This is a genomic window from Dialister sp., assembly GCF_047832375.1.
GTDB lineage: Bacteria > Bacillota > Negativicutes > Veillonellales > Dialisteraceae > Dialister.
The window spans coordinates 2,492,980-2,510,124 of sequence record NZ_CP181256.1 but is presented as its reverse complement, the minus strand read 5'-3'; the positions used below and the strand labels follow the sequence as shown (position 1 = coordinate 2,510,124).

The window sequence follows — 17,145 nt, the reverse complement described above, 5'->3', positions numbered from 1 at the left end:
TTCAAGTGGCTGAGGGGTAACGCCTGCGGCGTTTCCTGGCTGATATTGCCGTCAGCTATTCATGCTGTAGGCTGTAGAGCTTTCCTAAAAGCTAGCCGCTAGAAGCTGGAAGCCCCCACAGGGACGCACGACACTTAGCCATAGGACACGCGCCGCGAAGCGGCTGTACAGCTCAAGGCACAAGGCTCAAAGCTCAAGGCTCGTGACGCTATCCGTTAGCATGCAATTTCTCTATCATACTAAAATTTTCTCTTTCCCCTTTACAAACGGCCCCAAGGCATGTATACTATTTCCAACTTCAAATATTGAATACAGCTTCACAGCACAGAAAAGACGAAGAACGGAAGCGAGTGAATCGGTTTCCTTGCAGAGAGCTGCCGTATGGTGAAAGGCAGCAGGAGGTCCTCACAGAGTCGTCCGGGAGTTCCATATCTGAACAGAGTAGGATATGGCGAGTGGCATCGTTAGGGGCCTTAGAGTATAGTGCGAGGTGGTACCGCGTAGGTGTTACGCCCTGGTTGATTTTTATCAATCAGGGCGTTTTTTGCAGTATGGAAGGAACGTACCCCTCGGTGCATGAAGCGGTTCAGGGAAACAATGATTATTCCAAAGGGGGAACTTATTATGGGTATGTTCAAAAGAAGTCACAAAGTAGTTTTAGCAGGTTTAGCTGCCCTTGCGGTCATGGGCATCATGACAGGCTGCGGCATGTCCGGCGGCGATAAGAAGCCCGCTGCCGCTTCCGGTAATGGCCAGAAAGTCGAACTGAAGATGGCCTACCAGCTCCCGGCGGAACACCATCTGTCCAAGAGCGTAGAAAAATTCGCCAAGGAAGTGCAGGAACGGTCCAAGGGCCAGATCGAAATCAAGATGTACCCCGCCGGCCAGCTCTATAACGACCAGAACATGAATGACGCCCTCATGAGCGGCGGCCTGGATATCGGCATGAACTCCACCGCCCGGTGGTCCATGGTGGTACCGGCACTGAAGGTACTGGACATGCCATTCGTCCTCACTTCCTACTCCGCCGTAGATAATGCACTGGACGGAGACCTGGGCAAATCCCTGGACCAGGAAATGGAAAAGAAGGGCGTCCATCCGCTGATCTGGGCGGACTACGGCTACGTACAGTTCTGCAACAACGTGAAGAAAATCGAGAAACCGGAAGATTTCCAGGGCATGAAGATCCGCTCCTACTCGGAAACCTCCGCCGACATTATCCAGGCCCTGGGCGCATCGCCGACGACCATGAGCTCCTCCGAAGTGTACATGGCCATCAAGAACGGCACCATCGACGGCCAGTCCTCTGGCCAGACCGCCATCCTGTCCCGTAAGATCTACGAAGTGGCCAAGTATCTCACGGTCACCAACAACTCCTACGTGGAATTCCTGGTAGCCATGAACGACAACTCCTGGAAGAAACTGACACCGGAACAGCAGAAGATCATCACCGATACGGCCAAGGAAATCCAGGATGAAATCCGTAAGGAAACAAAGGCAGAAGATGAACGGTGCCTGAAGGAACTGGAAGCCAAAGGCATGGATGTGTACGTGATTCCGAAGGATGAAATCCATCTGTGGCAGGAAGCCACCGCTCCTGTAGTTGCGAAATTCGAACAGGAACAGGGTGACTTCGGCAAGAAACTGGTGGATGACTGCCTGAAAGCCAGCGCCGCTGCGAAGGACTGAGCGGGGGCTGGTGGTCGAGTCATCTGTGCGGGGGCTTCTAGCTGTTAGCATCTAGGCGGTCAGCCTGCGGCGCTTGTATGGCTAGGCGTACGTGCGAACGGGTGGGGGCTTCTAGCTTCTAGCTGTTAGCTGCCAGGAAAGCTGGCCGGCCTGCGGCGCATCCTGTACATTGCTTCCGACAGTTTCTAACGCCGTAGGCCATCGAGCTTTCCTAAAAGCTAATAGCTAGCAGCTAGCTGCCCTGCTCCTGATGGCGCTATCCGTAAGCCCGCTGATCTGTGGTGGAATTCAAAAGCTGCGCCGCTCTGTATTCTGATGCGGCGCACCACCACTCCTCACTCCTCACTCCTAATTTCTCATTCCGCATTCCTGATTAATTCAACCAATGTCACATACAAAGGAGGGCTGTCCTGTGCGTTCTATTTACCATTTATATGATCGGATTCTCGGCGTCATTACCAATGCCGCCGCTGCCATTGCGGGGCTTGCCATTTTATTGACAGCCTTCATGATCTGCTACGAAATCATTGCCCGCAGTATTTTCCACCATCCCACGGTGTGGGTGATGGAGATTTCCACCTACTGCCTCGTGCTGGCCGGGTTCTTCGGCATGGCTTACACCATGCGGAAAAACGGCCATATCTGCGTGGATTTTCTCTATGGAAGGTTCCCGAGGAAAGTGCAGAAGGGACTGGACATCATTACATCCATCCTTTCCCTCTTCGTCATGTACGTCTGCATGACGGAGTCCACCAATTACATGCTCATGAGCAAGGCCATGGGAGTGGTCTCCCCGTCCCTGCTCCGGGTACCCCTGTGGATTCCCCAGACCTTCATGGTCATCGGCTTTGTGCTGCTTTTCCTGGAAATCATCAACCATCTCCTCGGTGATTTCTTCGCTGACGGAAAGGAGGAAAAATAAATGGTACTGCTCGGATTTGCACTGTTTATCATTGTCCTCCTCATCATCGGCATGCCGGTGGCCTTCACCCTGTCCCTGGCGGGCATCCTGGGTATCATCCAGTTCGTGGACATGTCCACCCTGTCCCAGGTACCGGTGATTGCGTTCAAGACACTGGACTCCTATGTACTGACATCAGTGCCCCTCTATATCCTCATGAGCCAGATCATGCTCACCGGCCGGGTGGGCAGCGGACTCTTCGATTTAGGCAGCAAGTGGATGGGCCACCTCCCCGGGGGCCTGGGCATTGCCACCATCTTTGCCTGCGCCATTTTCGCCGCCATTTCCGGCTCCTCCGTGGCCACCGCCGTCACCATCGGCGCCATGGCCATTCCGGAAATGCTGAAACGGGGCTACGACCGGAAACTGGTGGTGGGCTCCGTAGCTGCCGGCGGCACCCTGGGCATCCTCATTCCGCCATCCATCCCCATGATTCTTTACGGCACCATCACCGATGAGTCCGTGGGCAAGCTCTTCATGTCCGGCGTAGTACCGGGGGCCCTCCTGACCCTGGCCTTCGTGGCCTATATCGTCTTTGCCTCCTGGAATAAGCCCCGGGAAGCAAGAGCCACCCATGCAGAAAAGATGAAAGCCCTCCGCGAAAATATCTGGGGCCTTCTCCTTCCGGTCATCATCATCGGCGGTATCTACACCGGCATCTTCACCCCTACCGAAGCGGCAGCTGTAGGCACGGTGTATGCCCTCATCATTACCTTCTTCATTTACCGCAGCATTACCATTGAGGACATGCCCGCCATCCTCCGCGCCACCATCAAGACATCCTGCATGATTTTTGCCATCATGGTAGGCGCCATGCTCTTCGGCTACATCCTCACCGTGCTCCAGGTACCCCAGGCCCTCATGGCCCTTGTCACCGAAGGCCACTTCAATAAATGGATCGTCCTCATCGGCATCAATATCGTCCTCCTCATCCTGGGCTGCGTGCTGGAAACCGTTTCCATCATCCTTATTACCCTGCCTATGCTCTACCCGGTTATCAAAGCCCTGGGCTTTGACCCCATCTGGTTCAACGTAGTGCTCCTCATTAATATGGAACTGGCCCTCATCACGCCTCCCGTAGGCATGAACCTCTTCGTCATCAAAGGCATCAGCGAAGACAGCTCCATCCAGGACATCATCTCCGGCGCCGCTCCCTTTGCGGTGATTATGGTTCTTGAAATCGCGCTGCTCTGCGTCTTCCCCGGCATCGCCACCTGGCTGCCTTCCGTTCTGAAATAAGGACAATCAAAAAAACCGACACAGTGGTGCCGGTTTTTTTGATTGCATGGATAGATTGGAGGCTTGAGGGTTCAGGCGCCTGTGGCGCGGTCGGGATCGGGATCGGGGCGGTGCTTTCCAGTATTCTCGAAGGTTGACACGCCCTTACGGGCGTGAGGGTTGATGGCGCCGCCGGGCCTTTCGGCCCTGGGCGCCAAGGGTTCTGTCCGGGACCGGCTGACGCCTCCCGGACGGGCTCCGGGCTTCCGCCCTCGGGAGGTATATAGTATCGCTGCGCTGGCGAGGTACGGCGCCTTCGGCGCCATTTTTTATACCGCCTTAGGCGGCGAAAACCATACAACCGCCCTGCGGGCGAGGGAAAACAGGCCAACCGCCCTGGCGGGCGTGGAAATACATTCCCCCTTTGGTGGCTGGCGCCACCACCTTTCCCCCGCAAGCGGGGGCACTATAAAGCTCCGTTATGCTGTGAGCTGCTTATGAAAGGACTGCCTTGCGGATCTTTATTGTCCCACCGCTCAGCGGTGGCAAGGGAACTTGATTCGCAGGGAGTCGTAGACGACTGAGAATCAAGTGACACGCTTCCCAGCGGGGCGGGAAGGCGGTGCCGTAAGGCACCAAAGGGGGGAAAGCCACCGGAGGTGGCTGATCGACGTAATGCTTTTCATGACGTATGATGCAGATAGGTGAATCCGTAACGCTGATTTTATAAGCATTGCCGCTCTGCGGCAATCCCCAATCCTCAGCGCCGCAGGCGCTGTTGCCCCTTGAGCGAAGCGATGCACAGCGAACATGATTTGAAGGAGCGCCAGCGACGCACAAATCATAGTGAGTCGTTTCCCCTGTGGGGTGCAACCCTTCTACACAATCCGCGGCGTCAGCCGCGCCCCTTTTTTATAAAACTGCGGCGTCAGCCGCCACCACAACCCTCGGGCCGTGAGGCCCGTCCACCTTCCTCCTCCGCCCCTTTCCATCCCCTCTCTCCTGTGGTACAATAAAACCCGCAGACGGCGATGGAGTTCGCCGGGCGAAGGCCGAATGCTCTTTGAGATGATGACTCCTGCCTCCTGGAATATGGTTCTTTTATGGATCCATTTCATCAGGGGACAGGAGATTTTTTTATGGAGGTATCATCATGAATTATGTGTATCCTTTACTGGTGGCCGCCGGCGGGGCGCTGGGAGCCCTGTGCCGGTACATGACTACCCTTGCACTGGCGGGATGGGCGGGGACGGCTTTTCCCTATGGCACCCTGGCGGTGAACGGTGCCGGTTCCTTTCTGATAGGCCTGCTGGGCGTCCTTCTTTCCCGGGTGTATCCGCTCCCCGGAGCGGCGGCTTTTCTCATCACCGGATTTCTGGGCGGGCTCACCACCTTTTCTTCCTTCATGAATGAGACCCTGCAGTTCTGGGCCGCCGGGCGGTGGATGGAGGGGCTGGGCTACATTTTCGCCCAGCTGGCCTGCGGCATTCTTCTGGTGGCACTGGGGGCTTTTCTGGCGGAGAAGATATTTCTATAAGGGGCGCCTTTTTTAATGATATAATATAAGAAGATATTTTCATTTTTTTCAAAGGAGGCAGTCATGGCTTATCAGAGAATTCACACATCCCTTGCAGGGGGGATTGAGACTATTACCCTGGATTATGCGCCTACCCTGAATGCGCTGGACCTGGTAATGGCAGGAGAACTGGAAGAGGCTTTGAAGGAAGCGGAAGGAAATCCGGAGGTGCTGGTGCTGGTGCTTACCGGCGCAGGGCGGGCTTTCTCTGCCGGCGGTGATATCCGGTACATGAAGGATCACTGCGACGAACCGGATTTTTCAAAGAAATCCATGGCGCCTCTGGCGGGGAAACTGTCGGAAATCGTGCTGTACATGAAGAAAATGAGCAAAATTATTATCTGCGCCGTATCAGGCGCTGCTGCCGGCGGTGCGGCCAACCTGGCCTTCGCCTGCGATTTCATCTTTGCCGCGGACAATGCGAAATTCCTGCAGGCCTTCGTAGGCATCGGCCTCTGCCCCGACACCGGCGGCGTGTACTTCCTGCCCCGCATGGTGGGAAGCCACCGGGCCTTCGACATGTTCGTCACCGGCCGCCCGGTCTCCGCCAAGGAAGCCCTCGAAATCGGCCTGGTGAAAGAAGTGACCACGAAGGAAGACCTCATGCCCACTGTCATGGCCTTTGCGGAAAAACTGACGGAAGGGCCTCTCCTGGCCTATGGAAATATGAAAAAGCTCATGTTCGCCAGCCTCTACAAGGGATTTGAGGACTATATGAAGGACGAAGCAGTGTACCTCGCCCAGTGCTCCGGCAGCGAAGACTTCAAAGAAGGCATCACGGCATTCCTGGAAAAGAGGAAGGCTGAGTTTAAGGGAAAGTAATGGGGAGCATGCTGATGGGCAGAGTCATCAGCACGGGGCAGCTAGCTGCTAGCTTCTAGCTGTTAGGAAAAACTGGACAGCCTACGGCATGAGAAGCCATCGAACCAGCAGGCCTGGCGCCATAGGCGAATCAGCTTTCCTGGCTGCTAGACGCTAGAAGCTGGAAGCCCTGTGCCAGTGACTCTGCCCACAAGCATGCCAAACCGCGGCGAAGCCGCTGGACCTCAATTCTCAAATCTCAAATCTCAATTCTATCCCATTCAGGAGTCTATCATGAACCATCTCACATCCTTTACCGCCGGCCCCCTTTCCATCGGGGTGTATGGAAAGAAGGAGGCGGAGTCCATCATTTATATTCCCCAGCCGGAACCGGTGACAGAGAAGGTGTCCTTCCTCACCGATGAATTCCCGGTGCTCCTTGCCTCTATCGACGGCATGGACTGGAACGGGGACCTTTCTCCCTGGCCGGCGCCGAAGGTATTCAAGGGAGAAGAAGACTTTTCCGGCGGCGCAGACCGGTTTGCCGATTTCCTGGAGCAGGAAGTATTTCTGAAGGAGAGCACCTTTTCCGGCAGGCCCCTCCATCGCATGATGGCAGGCATTTCCATGTCCGGCCTCTTTGCCCTCTACATGGGTACGAAAAAGGACAGCCTTGAGGCCATCGCCTCCATTTCCGGCTCCCTCTGGTTCGATGGGTTTGTGGATTACCTGAAAGCCCATCCCCTTTCTTCCGGCATAAAGAAAATCTACCTGTCCTTGGGGGACAAAGAAAAAAGAGTCCGCAACCCCCGAATGGCGAAGGTAGAAGAAGATACCCTGGCGGTGCGGGATATCATCGCAAAAGAAGGTAAGGAAGTCCTCTACCAGGCCAACCGGGGCAACCACTTCGTCCACGGCGCCGAACGGCTGGAAGAAGCGGTACGGTATCTCATGACCGGGAAAGTATGGAAGGGTCCGCATAGTGTATAGGGTCTAGGTCTAGGTCTATAGTAAACGACATTAATTACTTTACTTTAAATTGATGTATCTATGTGCTATACTTCAATTGGAGGTACAGTACATATGAACAATCGAAAGTATCACACTGATCCGGAAGAACTTTTGAGACAAGGTAAGGAGATTATGTCGTCTACTGATGACGCCAGGTTCCATTTCAGAGTATTCTCCGTAAACATGGTTCTATCCGGTTTGTCTGCTTCCCAAATCAGTAAATTAGCTGGTGTAAGCAAGATGACAATTTCATCCTGGGTAAAAATTGCTGATGAAAAGGGCTTTGACGCACTTAAATTAAAAGGGCACAAAGGCCGGCCCTCAAAGCTTACCAACGGGCAGCTAAAAGAAATCAAGCAGGCCCTTACTTCCGAGCCAAAACAATACGGCTACAATGTCTGGGATGGGCCGAGCTTGTCTGACTATATCAGTAGTAAGTACAACACTACGCTAAGCGTTAGACAATGCCAACGTCTATTTCACAGTCTGGGCTTTTCCCTTATCCGCCCCCAACTATATCCATCCAAGGGATACGAAGATACGGATGAACGAATTGCCTTTAAAAAAAAATCGACGAAGTAAAAGCAGACAGTACCGCAATTCTGACATTTCAGGACGAAGTGCATTTCCAAATTCAGACTACAATTACACGTGGATGGTATGAAAAAGGCAGTGCACCTAAGGTGAAATCATTCCCGGCACGTTTCAAGTCTCCTTATAGTGGGTTTGTTATCCCAGAAACCGGAGAGTTATTTACGACAAAGCCGGAGAAATTCAACTATGAGACCACAATAGCCTCTATTCGTGAGTTCTTGGCTGCAAAACCGTTGCCGGAAGGCAAGCATTATGTTCTGGTAATGGACAATGCCCCTTGGCACAAAAAGGCCTATCGACTAATTGCTGTAGAAAAGCGGCCAGAATATGCGGATATATCAGATAAAATTACAATTTTGATGCTTCCTCCCTATTCACCTGATCTGAATCCAATCGAACAGGTTTGGAGAAAAACCCGCAGAGAATATACACACAATCGTTTCTTTGCAACCTTAATGGAACTTATGGAAACAGTTGAAAAAGCATTCGAGGCTTGGAAAAAGCCAAATAATCAGCTTCGAACCCTGTGCAGCTTTAAATAAAGTTATTTTTGTCGTTCACTATAGATCTACAGCGGCTTCGCCGCGTATAAGAGTGCTGCATCCAATGGGTGCGGCACTCTTATTTTTTATGCATATGACAAAGCCGGTGGCTCCATGGGACGTAGAAGAGTAACATTGAGATTTGAGAGTTGAGGCCCCGCAGCTTCGCCGCAAAAATTAACCCTCCCTTGCTTGCAAGGGAGGGGGGACCGCGTCAGCGGTGGGTGGGTTGCCGCGCAGCGGCTAAAGTTTGACGCTGTTCTTTTAAGCCAAACGGCGGCCAAAGGCGGGGGAATGAATCTGCCTCGAAGAAGCGGTACCTGCGAAGCGGAGGATTCGTACAAATCCCATCAATCCATCCTGCACCTTTGGTGCGCCCCTTCTCTAAGGGGCTGCATGATAGGGAAAGATTTGAGAGTAACATTGAGAGTTGAGGTCCAGCGGCGGAGCCGCAGAAGATAACCCTCCCTTGCTTGCAAGGGAGGGGGGACCGCGTTAGCGGTGCGCAGCGAACTGCATTCGTAAGGAGCCGCAGGCGACTGAGAATGCAGTGAGTCGCTTTCCCTTCGGGTGGGTGGGTTGCCGCGTAGCGGCTAAAGTTTGACGCTGTTCTTTTAAGCCAAACGGCGGCCAAAGGCGGGGGAATGAATCTGCCTCGAAGAAGCGGTACCTGCGAAGCAGGGGATTCGTACAAATCCCATCAATCCATCCTGCACCTTTGGTGCGCCCCTTCTCTAAGGGGCTGCATGATAGGGAAAGATTTGAGAGTAACATTGAGAGTTGAGGTCCAGCGGCGGAGCCGCAGAAGATAACCCTCCCTTGCTTGCAAGGGAGGGGGGACCGCGTTAGCGGTGCGCAGCGAACTGCATTCGTAAGGAGCCGCAGGCGACTGAGAATGCAGTGAGTCGCTTTCCCTTCGGGTGGGTGGGTTGCCGCGTAGCGGCTAAAGTTTGACGCTGTTCTTTTAAGCCAAACGGCGGCCAAAGGCGGGGGAATGAATCTGCCTCGAAGAAGCGGTACCTGCGAAGCGGAGGATTCGTACAAATCCCATCAATCCATCCTGCACCTTTGGTGCGCCCCTTCTCTAAGGGGCTGCATGATTGGGAAAGAATTGAGTGAAACATTGAGGCCCGGCGGCCCTGCCAGACCATTCTCTTCCCTCTTGCTCCTCTGTTCTTCTTTTTCCATGCATGATTATATAGCATACGATAATAGGTTTGCTATGCGTAATAGATATTTGATAAAATTCCATAATATAGTATACTTAATCTCATCTGATGGGGATAAAAGTATATTGGAGGGATTCGAATGGAATTGATTCTGGGGTTTATTGTGCTGCTTGCCTGCCTGTTTATGGGCATCAAGCACGGAGGCATCGGGCTGGCTGTGATTTCCGGCATCGGCCTCATGGTGTACACTTTTATTTTTCACTTCAAGCCCGGTTCTCCGCCTATCGGCGTCATGCTGACCATTCTCGCCGTGGTGACCTGTGCCGGCTTCCTGCAGACCTCCGGTGGTCTCACGGTGATGCTGAAGGCGGCGGAACGGTTCCTGCGGAACAATCCGAAGCATATTACCATACTGGCACCGGTGACTACCTGGTTCCTTACGGTGCTCTGCGGCACGGGCCATGTGGTATACACCATGTTCCCCATTATTTATGATATTTCCATCAAAGAAAATATCCGTCCCGAACGGCCCATGGCGGTTTCTTCCATCGCTTCCCAGATGGGCATTTCCGCGTCTCCCGTATCGGTGGCTGTAGTGTCCATCGTGGGATTCATGGCGGCAGCGGGATACCAGTATTCCCTGCTCCAGATCCTGGCGGTTTCCGTGCCGGCTACCCTCATCGGCGTCCTCTGCGCGGCCCTCATCAGCTACCACCGGGGCAAGGACCTGGCGGATGATGAAAATTTCCAGAAAATGATCCAGGACCCGGAACAGCGGGACTACGTATACGGGGAACAGGAATCCCTGCAGGGGAAAAAGCTGCCCGCCTCCTATTACCGGGCCACCATCATTTTCCTCCTGGGTATCGTATGCATTGCTATCCTCGGCAACTTCCCGGACCTCCTGCCCCACTTCGCCGACGCCAAGGGCAAGATGAAGGCTATTTCCATGACCACCGTTATCCAGATGGTAATGCTCTTCGTTTCCTCCATCATCCTCTTTGCCTGCCACACGAAGGCGAAGGAAGTGGGAAACAGCCAGGTCTTCCGTGCCGGCATCGTGGCTCTGGTCTCCGTATACGGCGTAGCCTGGATGGCGGATACCTACTTCGCCAGCCAGATGAATGTGCTGAAGGGCTTCCTGGGCACCGTGGTGACCAACTATCCCTGGGCCTATGCGCTGGTCCTTTTCTTCACGTCGAAACTGGTGAACTCCCAGGGCGCCGCCGTGGCTATCGTCATGCCGATGGCGCTGAAACTGGGCATGGACCCGGTGATGGTCCTGTCCTTCATTCCCGCCTGCTACGGCTACTTCTTCCTGCCCACCTATCCGTCGGACCTGGCGTGCATCGGATTTGACCGGAGCGGTACCACGAGAATCGGGAAATTCGTACTGAACCACTCCTTCATGCTCCCCGGTCTTACCGGCGTCTTCACCGCCTGCGTGGCAGGATTCGTCATCGCCCATATCCTGTACTGAGCATATAGGAAAAGCCGTGAAAAAGTAAGAAAACTTTTTCACGGCTTTTTTGAATTGAAAAAGAAAGAGTTGAGAGTTGAGAGTTGAGGTCCGGCGGCTTCGCCGCAGAAGTTAACCCTCCCTTGCTCGCAAGGGAGGGGGGACCGCGTCAGCGGTGCGCAGCGAACTGCATTCGTAAGGAGCCGCAGGCGACTGAGAATGCAGTGAGTCGCTTTCCCTTCGGGTGGGTGGGTTGCCGCGTAGCGGCGGTACCTGCGAAGCAGGGGATTCGTACAAATCCCATCAATCCATTCTGCGCCTTTGCCGCGGCCCTTCTCCAAGGGCCTGCATGGGTACGGATTATCTCACATGGAACGTTAACCCTTCTATCGAGGCAACCGTTAAAAGCGCGCCCCCTTAGAGAAGGGGGCAGCCCAAAGGGCAGGGGATGGATCTGCCTCGTAGAGGCAGGACCTGCGAAGCAGGGGATTCATACAAATCCCATCAATCCATCCTGCGGCTTTGCCGCGGCCCTTCTCCAAGGGCCTGCATGGGTACGGATTGTCTCACATGGAACGTTAGCCCTTCTATCGAGGCAACCGTTAAAAGCGTGCCCCCTTAGAGAAGGGGGCAGCCCAAAGGGCGGGGGATGGATTCGCCTCGCAGAGGCGAGACCTGCGAAGCAGGGGATTCGTACAAATCCCATCAATCCATCCTGCGCCTTTGCCGCGGCCCTTCTCCAAGGGCCTGCATTCTGGTGGATCACCCCAACTATTGAGGATACCGGTAAGCACGTGCCCCCTTGGAGATGGAGGTCCTGCATAGGACCTCCAAGTTTGGCCTGAAATACAAAAGGCGCTTAGCCTGCCCATCAAAGCGCCTTCCTTTTAGGCCAAACGGCGGCAGCCCAAAGGGCGGGGGATGGATCCGCCTCGAAGAGGCGGTACCTGCGAAGCAGGGGAATTTCTTGATTATTCATCCGATTCATCATCCAGGTGCTCCATGCGTTCCCAAATGATATTCTCGATGTACTGCCCTACATTTTTCAGGTTATGGTCGATATCCAGGTTTGAGAAACGAAGAACAAGGATGCCATATTTCTCTATCCGGCTGCTGCGACGTTCATCATACTTCATGCCTTCCATAGAGTAGTGCTGCAGTCCGTCGACTTCGATGACGAGTTTCGCCTTTCGGCAGAAGAAATCGACGATGTAGTTCTCTATGATGTATTGTCTGTAAATCTGTACGGGAAGCCGTTTGAGGCAGGCATTCCACAGGAGCGTTTCCTGGGGCGTCATATGATTGCGTAATTCCCGGGCCCGCTCTTTTAAGTTGGTGTTCTTACAGATACGCATGATTTGTCCTACCTCTATAGTTGTAATAAAAGCTATTGGGGAAATAGGGAGTCGAGATTCCGCGGCTGCGCCGCATCCATCCTGCGGCTTTGCCGCGGCCCTTCTCCAAGGGCCTGCATGGGTACGGATTGTCTCACATGGAACGTTAACCCTTCTATCGAGGCAACTGTTAAAAGCGCGCCCCCTTAGAGAAGGGGGCAGCCCGAAGGGCAGGGGATGGATCTGCCTCGAAGAGGCGGGACCTGCGAAGAAGGGGAATTTCTTGATTATTCATCCGATTCATCATCCAGACGCTCCATGCGTTCCCGAATGATATTATCGATATACTGCCCCACATTCTTCAGGTTATGGTCGATATCCAGGTTTGAAAAACGAAGGACAAGGATGCCATATTTCTCTATCCGGCTGCTGCGACGTTCATCATACTTCATGCCTTCCATAGAGTAGTGCTGCAGTCCGTCGACTTCGATGACGAGTTTCGCCTTTCGGCAGAAGAAATCGACGATGTAGTTCTCTATGATGTATTGTCTGTAAATCTGTACGGGAAGCCGTTTGAGGCAGGCATTCCACAGGAGCGTTTCCTGGGGCGTCATATGGTTACGCAATTCCCTGGCCCGCTTTTTTAAATCGGTGTTCTTACAGATACGCATGATTTACCCTCCCTCTATAGTTGTAATAAAAGCTATTGGGAAAATTGAGAGTCAAGATTCCGCGGCTGCGCCGCATCCATCCTGCGCCTTTGGCGCGCCCCTTCTCTAAGGGGCTGCATGCTGGGGACTGTCTAACATGGAGACTCTTACTTTTGTGAAAGAAACCGTCTACCCGTGCCCCCTTAGAGATGGAGGTCCTGCATAGGACCTCCAAGTTTGGCCTGAAATACAAAAGGCGCTTAGCCTGCCCATCAAAGCGCCTTCCTTTTAGGCCAAACGGCGGCAGCCCGAAGGGCAGGGGATGGATCCGCCTCGAAGAGGCGGGATCTGCGCCGCAGGCGGACCATCTTTCCTGAAAGCTAGCCGCTAGCAGCTAGGAGCCCTCGCCTGTTTACACGCTGCCTGGCCACAGGGCCTCGATCATTCCTTCCTGAAATTCCACACAATCACGCAGGCGGCGAGCCAGAAGGCTATGGCTGTGGACCAGAAGACCGAGGGGTAGCCCAGCCACCGGGCCAGGGCGCCGGAGCACACCGGACCCGCCACGTTGCCCATGAGGAATATGCTGGACACCACGCCGAAGACGATGGACCGCTTTTCCGGCGGTACGGACTTGGCGATGATGGTATTCGTGCAGGGGGCAATGAGTCCCATGCCCATGCCGGTAATGGCCCGCCAGAAGCCGAGGCTTTCTACGGCATGCATATGGTACTGCATGAAGAAAGTAAATCCCACAAAAATCGTGGCGCCGATGAGGAGGCGGTGGGGACGGATCCGCTCTGTGAGGCGGCCCACGTTCAGGGACATGAAGGCGCTGCAGCCTCCGGAAATAAAGATGATGAATCCCACGATAGTGGCTACTAGGTCCGAGCTGGTGCCGGCCATCTGCTTCAGATACAACGGAAGAATGGGTCCGATGCCGGTGATGCCGAAGTTGCAGAGGAACTGCATGAACGTCATGATCCGGACCCGGGGAATCTTCATGAAGTACAGGATCTGGCTGAAGGTGGAAGACCGGTCTTTACTGGCCCCTTTCCGATGGATGGGAGGCAGGAAGAACTGCACCGAAAGGAGACAGAGGAAAGCGAGAAAGGCAAAGAAGAAGAAAGGCGTCCGATAGCCGAAGGTATCGGCAATGGACCCACCCAGGAGAGGGCCAAACATGATGCCCATCACCATGGCGGCCTGGAAATAGCCCATGGCCCAGGAGGTTTTATGCTCCGGTGTCACCGTGGCTACGATAGAAAGACCGATGGGGACAAAGCCTCCCACCAGGCCCTGGAGGGTGCGGAAAATGAGAATCTGCCAGGGGGCGGTGGAAAAGCCGGAGGCCAGGGAGGACAGCGTCACCGCAGAGAGGACGATAGTCATCACCACTTTTGGCCCCCGCCGGTCCGCCTGGATGGACCAGAAAGGAGCGGACAGGGCAATCATGAAGGGAGTCACCCCGGTAATGAGGCCCGCCCAGAATGCCGCTTCCCCGGGGTCCGTCAGTCCCAGCTCCGACAGGAAAAGGGGGAGGAATGACATGACTCCCACCATGGATATGCCGGCGCCCACCTGGATGGCGCAGACCAGGTACACGATGGACTTCCAATTTTTCATAGCCTCCCCTCCTTTCTGATGTAAGGTAACCTTATTATACTGCTTTTGGGGAAAGAAATAGAGTTGAGAGTTGAGATTAGAGAGTTGAGGTCCCGCGGCTTCGCCGCCTTCTGGGATGACACCGACCATTCCCCGTCATCTCGAGCGGTGGCAAGGGAACTGGATTCATAAGGAGCCGTCAGGCGACTGAGAATCCAGTGACACGCTTCCCCTTGGGTGGCTGCAGGCTGAATGATTGCAAAATTAAAAATCGCTACAGCTTCGATGAGTCGAGGGATCTTTCTGGTAGATGACTATAACGTTTTCTCCGAAAGAGTTGAAATCCAGCCACTCCGCGGCTGGGATGTCAGACGGCTCCGATAATCAGATATCAGACAGGAAGCAGTTTTGCTGCCAATGCACCTCGGGAGATAAGACGTCAGCCTGCGGCGCAGCCGCGGTACCTCAATTCTCTTCACTCAAATCTCAATTCTTGTTTTTCTCCTTCACATACAGAAAAGCGATCACACAGAGCAGGATCTGTACTGCCGAAGATGCCGGCGTGGCGAGACCGATATGGAAGAGCCGGGGCGGTACTTCCAGGCTCATGAGGTAGGACACCGGTACCCGTACGCAGAAGGCTCCCACGATGCCCTGGACCATGACGAACCTCGTCATGCCGAGGCCATTGAAGAAACCGATGGATGAGAAGAGAACCGACGTGAGGAGGCAGTCGATGGCGTAGGCCTTGAGATAATCCGCCGCTCCCAGTACCACCGCCTCGTCGGAGGTGAAGAGGGCGGTGAGGTGGGTGCCGTAGAAGAAGGAAATGGTGAACATGCATACCCCCGCGGCCAGGCCCATGGCGATGCCGGAGAAAAGGGCTTTCTCCGCCCGGTCGAACCGCCGGGCTCCCACGTTCTGGGCGACGAAGGCGCTCATGGACTGCATGAAGGAGCCGGGAATGAGCATGATGAAGCCGCAGATTTTTTCCGACACCCCGATGGAGGCAGACGCCGTGAGGCCGATGCGGTTTACGATGGACATGATGAGGAGGAATGACAGCCCCACCAGCAGGTCCTGCAGGGCGATGGGGAGACCCAGTTTCACGATACGGAGGGCCGTGGCCCCATGGAGGCGGACCATGGACAGGGAGAAGGGGAAGGGAAGGCCCCTCTTTTTAATAATGACATAGGAAATCACCACCGACAGGGTTTGGGCAGCCACGGTGGCGAGGGCGGCCCCGGCGGCGCCCTGGTGGAAGAAAGCCACCAGCAGGAGATCGCCGAAGGTATTGAAAACCGAAGCGATGGCCACGGTCATGAGGGGGGTCTTCGAGTCCCCAATGCCCCGGAACAGGCTGCCGATGAGGTTGTAGCAGATGATGACCACCATGCCGCCGCCGCAGATGCGGATATAGGACACCGTCTTTTCAAAAGCCTCGGCAGGCGCATTCATCCATCCCGCAAAGGTGGGGGCGAAGACGGTGAGGCAGAATGTGAAGAACAGGCCCAGCAGCAGGCAGAGGCAGATGCCGCTTCCCGCAATGGTGCCTCCCTCCTTTCCCCGGCCCGCCCCTATGTACTGGCCCAGGAGGATGGTGATGCCCATGGAGAAGCTGGCGGTGAGCATGGTAAAGGTCTGGAGAATCTGGGACCCCGTGGACACGGCGGACACATCGGCGGAACTGGCAAAATGGCCCACGATGAAAAGATCCACCGCCCCGTAGAGGGACTGCAGCAGCAGGGCCCCCATGACAGGCAGGGCAAACCGGAAAAGGGGCCCCGCAATGGGACCGGACGTAAAGTTATGGGACAGGGCCATGGAAGTTCCTTTCTTTCAGTCAATATATTGTCATTATAGCAGAAAGAAGAGAATTGAGAATTGAGTGAAGAGAATTGAGGTCCAGCGGCTTTGCCGCAGAAGTTGACCCTCCCTTGCTTGCAAGGGAAAAGTAAGCGAACTGGAGTTACAGCAGCGAACACAATTTGAAGGAGCGCCAGCGACGCACAAATTGTCGTGAGTCGCTGATAGCCGTGCTGTAGGGAGCCGAAGGCGAGCGAAAATCCAGTGAGACACTTTCATCGCGCAGGCGATTGGGGGAACGCGTTAGCGGTGCGCAGCGAACTGCAGTCACAGCAGCGAACACAATTTGGAGGAGCGAAGCAACGCTCAAATTGTTGTGAGTCGCTGATAGCCGTGCTGTAAGGAGCCGCAGGCGACTGAGAATGCAGTGAGTCGCTTTCCCTTCGGGTGGGTGGGTTGCCGCACAGCAGAGGATTCTGGTGTTATCCCGTCAATCCATCCTGCGCCTTTGGCGCGGCCCTTCTCCAAGGGCCTGCATGATTGGGATAGAATTGAGATTTGAGTGAAACATTGAGGTCCAGCGGCTTCGCCGCAAAAGTTAGCCCTCCCTTGCTTGCAAGGGAGGGGGGACCGCGTTAGCGGTGCGCAGCGAACTGCATTCGTAAGGAGCCGCAGGCGACTGAGAATGCAGTGATCCCTTTCCCTTCGGGTGGGTGGGTTGCCGCGCAGC

The 17,145-nt window shown here is 54.7% G+C and carries 13 protein-coding genes and 1 riboswitch; of the genes, 9 read left to right on the top strand and 4 right to left on the bottom strand.

Features of this window, described 5'->3' with window-relative positions; genetic code table 11:
- Positions 1–624 precede the first annotated feature (624 nt).
- The 9 genes from ACFWUL_RS10010 to ACFWUL_RS09970 all read left to right on the top strand — a co-directional run bounded on the left by ACFWUL_RS10010 (position 625) and on the right by ACFWUL_RS09970 (position 11,041).
- Positions 625–1,689, top strand: a complete 1,065-nt coding sequence (locus ACFWUL_RS10010; protein ID WP_297022484.1) for a DctP family TRAP transporter solute-binding subunit — start codon at positions 625–627, stop codon at positions 1,687–1,689.
- Between the two features lie 412 nt (positions 1,690–2,101).
- On the top strand, positions 2,102–2,611 hold the full coding sequence (locus ACFWUL_RS10005; RefSeq protein WP_297022487.1) for a TRAP transporter small permease subunit: 510 nt from the start codon (positions 2,102–2,104) through the stop codon (positions 2,609–2,611).
- Positions 2,612–3,889 (top strand): TRAP transporter large permease, encoded by a 1,278-nt coding sequence (locus tag ACFWUL_RS10000; protein WP_416177173.1) that lies wholly within the window; start codon positions 2,612–2,614, stop codon positions 3,887–3,889.
- A gap of 997 nt (positions 3,890–4,886) precedes the next feature.
- A riboswitch (Fluoride riboswitch) is annotated at positions 4,887–4,956 on the top strand.
- A 65-nt stretch (positions 4,957–5,021) separates the two neighbouring features.
- Entirely contained in the window at positions 5,022–5,405 is a 384-nt protein-coding gene (locus tag ACFWUL_RS09995) for a fluoride efflux transporter FluC (RefSeq protein WP_297002531.1), read from the top strand.
- A 63-nt stretch (positions 5,406–5,468) separates the two neighbouring features.
- Positions 5,469–6,266 carry an enoyl-CoA hydratase/isomerase family protein gene (locus tag ACFWUL_RS09990; protein ID WP_416177172.1) on the top strand — a complete coding sequence of 266 codons (798 nt, stop codon included), beginning with the start codon at positions 5,469–5,471 and terminating at the stop codon, positions 6,264–6,266.
- 273 nt (positions 6,267–6,539) lie between these two features.
- Positions 6,540–7,235: an alpha/beta hydrolase gene (locus ACFWUL_RS09985; RefSeq protein WP_416177171.1), complete on the top strand. Its 696-nt coding sequence runs from the start codon at positions 6,540–6,542 to the stop codon at positions 7,233–7,235.
- Between the two features lie 93 nt (positions 7,236–7,328).
- Positions 7,329–7,838, top strand: a complete 510-nt coding sequence (locus ACFWUL_RS09980; protein WP_416177170.1) for a helix-turn-helix domain-containing protein — start codon at positions 7,329–7,331, stop codon at positions 7,836–7,838.
- Positions 7,826–8,392 carry an IS630 family transposase gene (locus ACFWUL_RS09975; RefSeq protein WP_416178110.1) on the top strand — a complete coding sequence of 189 codons (567 nt, stop codon included), beginning with the start codon at positions 7,826–7,828 and terminating at the stop codon, positions 8,390–8,392. Before ACFWUL_RS09980 ends, ACFWUL_RS09975 begins: the two co-directional genes overlap by 13 nt.
- Positions 8,393–9,700: 1,308 nt before the next feature.
- On the top strand, positions 9,701–11,041 hold the full coding sequence (locus ACFWUL_RS09970; RefSeq protein ID WP_416177169.1) for an anaerobic C4-dicarboxylate transporter: 1,341 nt from the start codon (positions 9,701–9,703) through the stop codon (positions 11,039–11,041).
- 950 nt (positions 11,042–11,991) lie between these two features.
- On the opposite strand, the gene ACFWUL_RS09965 is transcribed toward ACFWUL_RS09970, so the two are convergent.
- The 4 genes from ACFWUL_RS09965 to ACFWUL_RS09950 form a co-directional block, all read right to left on the bottom strand.
- On the bottom strand, positions 11,992–12,375 hold the full coding sequence (locus tag ACFWUL_RS09965; RefSeq protein ID WP_416177168.1) for an endonuclease domain-containing protein: 384 nt from the start codon (positions 12,373–12,375) through the stop codon (positions 11,992–11,994).
- Between the two features lie 266 nt (positions 12,376–12,641).
- The gene (locus ACFWUL_RS09960) at positions 12,642–13,025 is read right to left on the bottom strand and encodes an endonuclease domain-containing protein (RefSeq protein ID WP_008859636.1); all 384 of its coding nucleotides are present in this window, start codon (positions 13,023–13,025) and stop codon (positions 12,642–12,644) included.
- A gap of 420 nt (positions 13,026–13,445) precedes the next feature.
- Positions 13,446–14,630, bottom strand: coding sequence for an MFS transporter (locus ACFWUL_RS09955; protein ID WP_416177167.1), 1,185 nt, complete (start codon positions 14,628–14,630; stop codon positions 13,446–13,448).
- A gap of 465 nt (positions 14,631–15,095) precedes the next feature.
- Complete coding sequence (locus ACFWUL_RS09950; protein ID WP_302684845.1) at positions 15,096–16,433, bottom strand: MATE family efflux transporter; 1,338 nt, start codon at positions 16,431–16,433, stop codon at positions 15,096–15,098.
- Positions 16,434–17,145 lie beyond the last annotated feature (712 nt).

Bases quoted from the DNA above. Each gene is read 5' to 3' on its own strand.
- ACFWUL_RS09965 (WP_416177168.1), bottom strand. From the start codon at position 12,375: ATGCGTATCTGTAAGAACACCAACTTAAAAGAGCGGGCCCGGGAATTA.
- ACFWUL_RS09995 (WP_297002531.1), top strand. From the start codon at position 5,022: ATGAATTATGTGTATCCTTTACTGGTGGCCGCCGGCGGGGCGCTGGGA.
- ACFWUL_RS09970 (WP_416177169.1), top strand. From the start codon at position 9,701: ATGGAATTGATTCTGGGGTTTATTGTGCTGCTTGCCTGCCTGTTTATG.
- ACFWUL_RS09960 (WP_008859636.1), bottom strand. From the start codon at position 13,025: ATGCGTATCTGTAAGAACACCGATTTAAAAAAGCGGGCCAGGGAATTG.
- ACFWUL_RS09950 (WP_302684845.1), bottom strand. From the start codon at position 16,433: ATGGCCCTGTCCCATAACTTTACGTCCGGTCCCATTGCGGGGCCCCTT.
- ACFWUL_RS09980 (WP_416177170.1), top strand. From the start codon at position 7,329: ATGAACAATCGAAAGTATCACACTGATCCGGAAGAACTTTTGAGACAA.
- ACFWUL_RS10000 (WP_416177173.1), top strand. From the start codon at position 2,612: ATGGTACTGCTCGGATTTGCACTGTTTATCATTGTCCTCCTCATCATC.
- ACFWUL_RS10010 (WP_297022484.1), top strand. From the start codon at position 625: ATGGGTATGTTCAAAAGAAGTCACAAAGTAGTTTTAGCAGGTTTAGCT.
- ACFWUL_RS09990 (WP_416177172.1), top strand. From the start codon at position 5,469: ATGGCTTATCAGAGAATTCACACATCCCTTGCAGGGGGGATTGAGACT.
- ACFWUL_RS09955 (WP_416177167.1), bottom strand. From the start codon at position 14,630: ATGAAAAATTGGAAGTCCATCGTGTACCTGGTCTGCGCCATCCAGGTG.
- ACFWUL_RS09985 (WP_416177171.1), top strand. From the start codon at position 6,540: ATGAACCATCTCACATCCTTTACCGCCGGCCCCCTTTCCATCGGGGTG.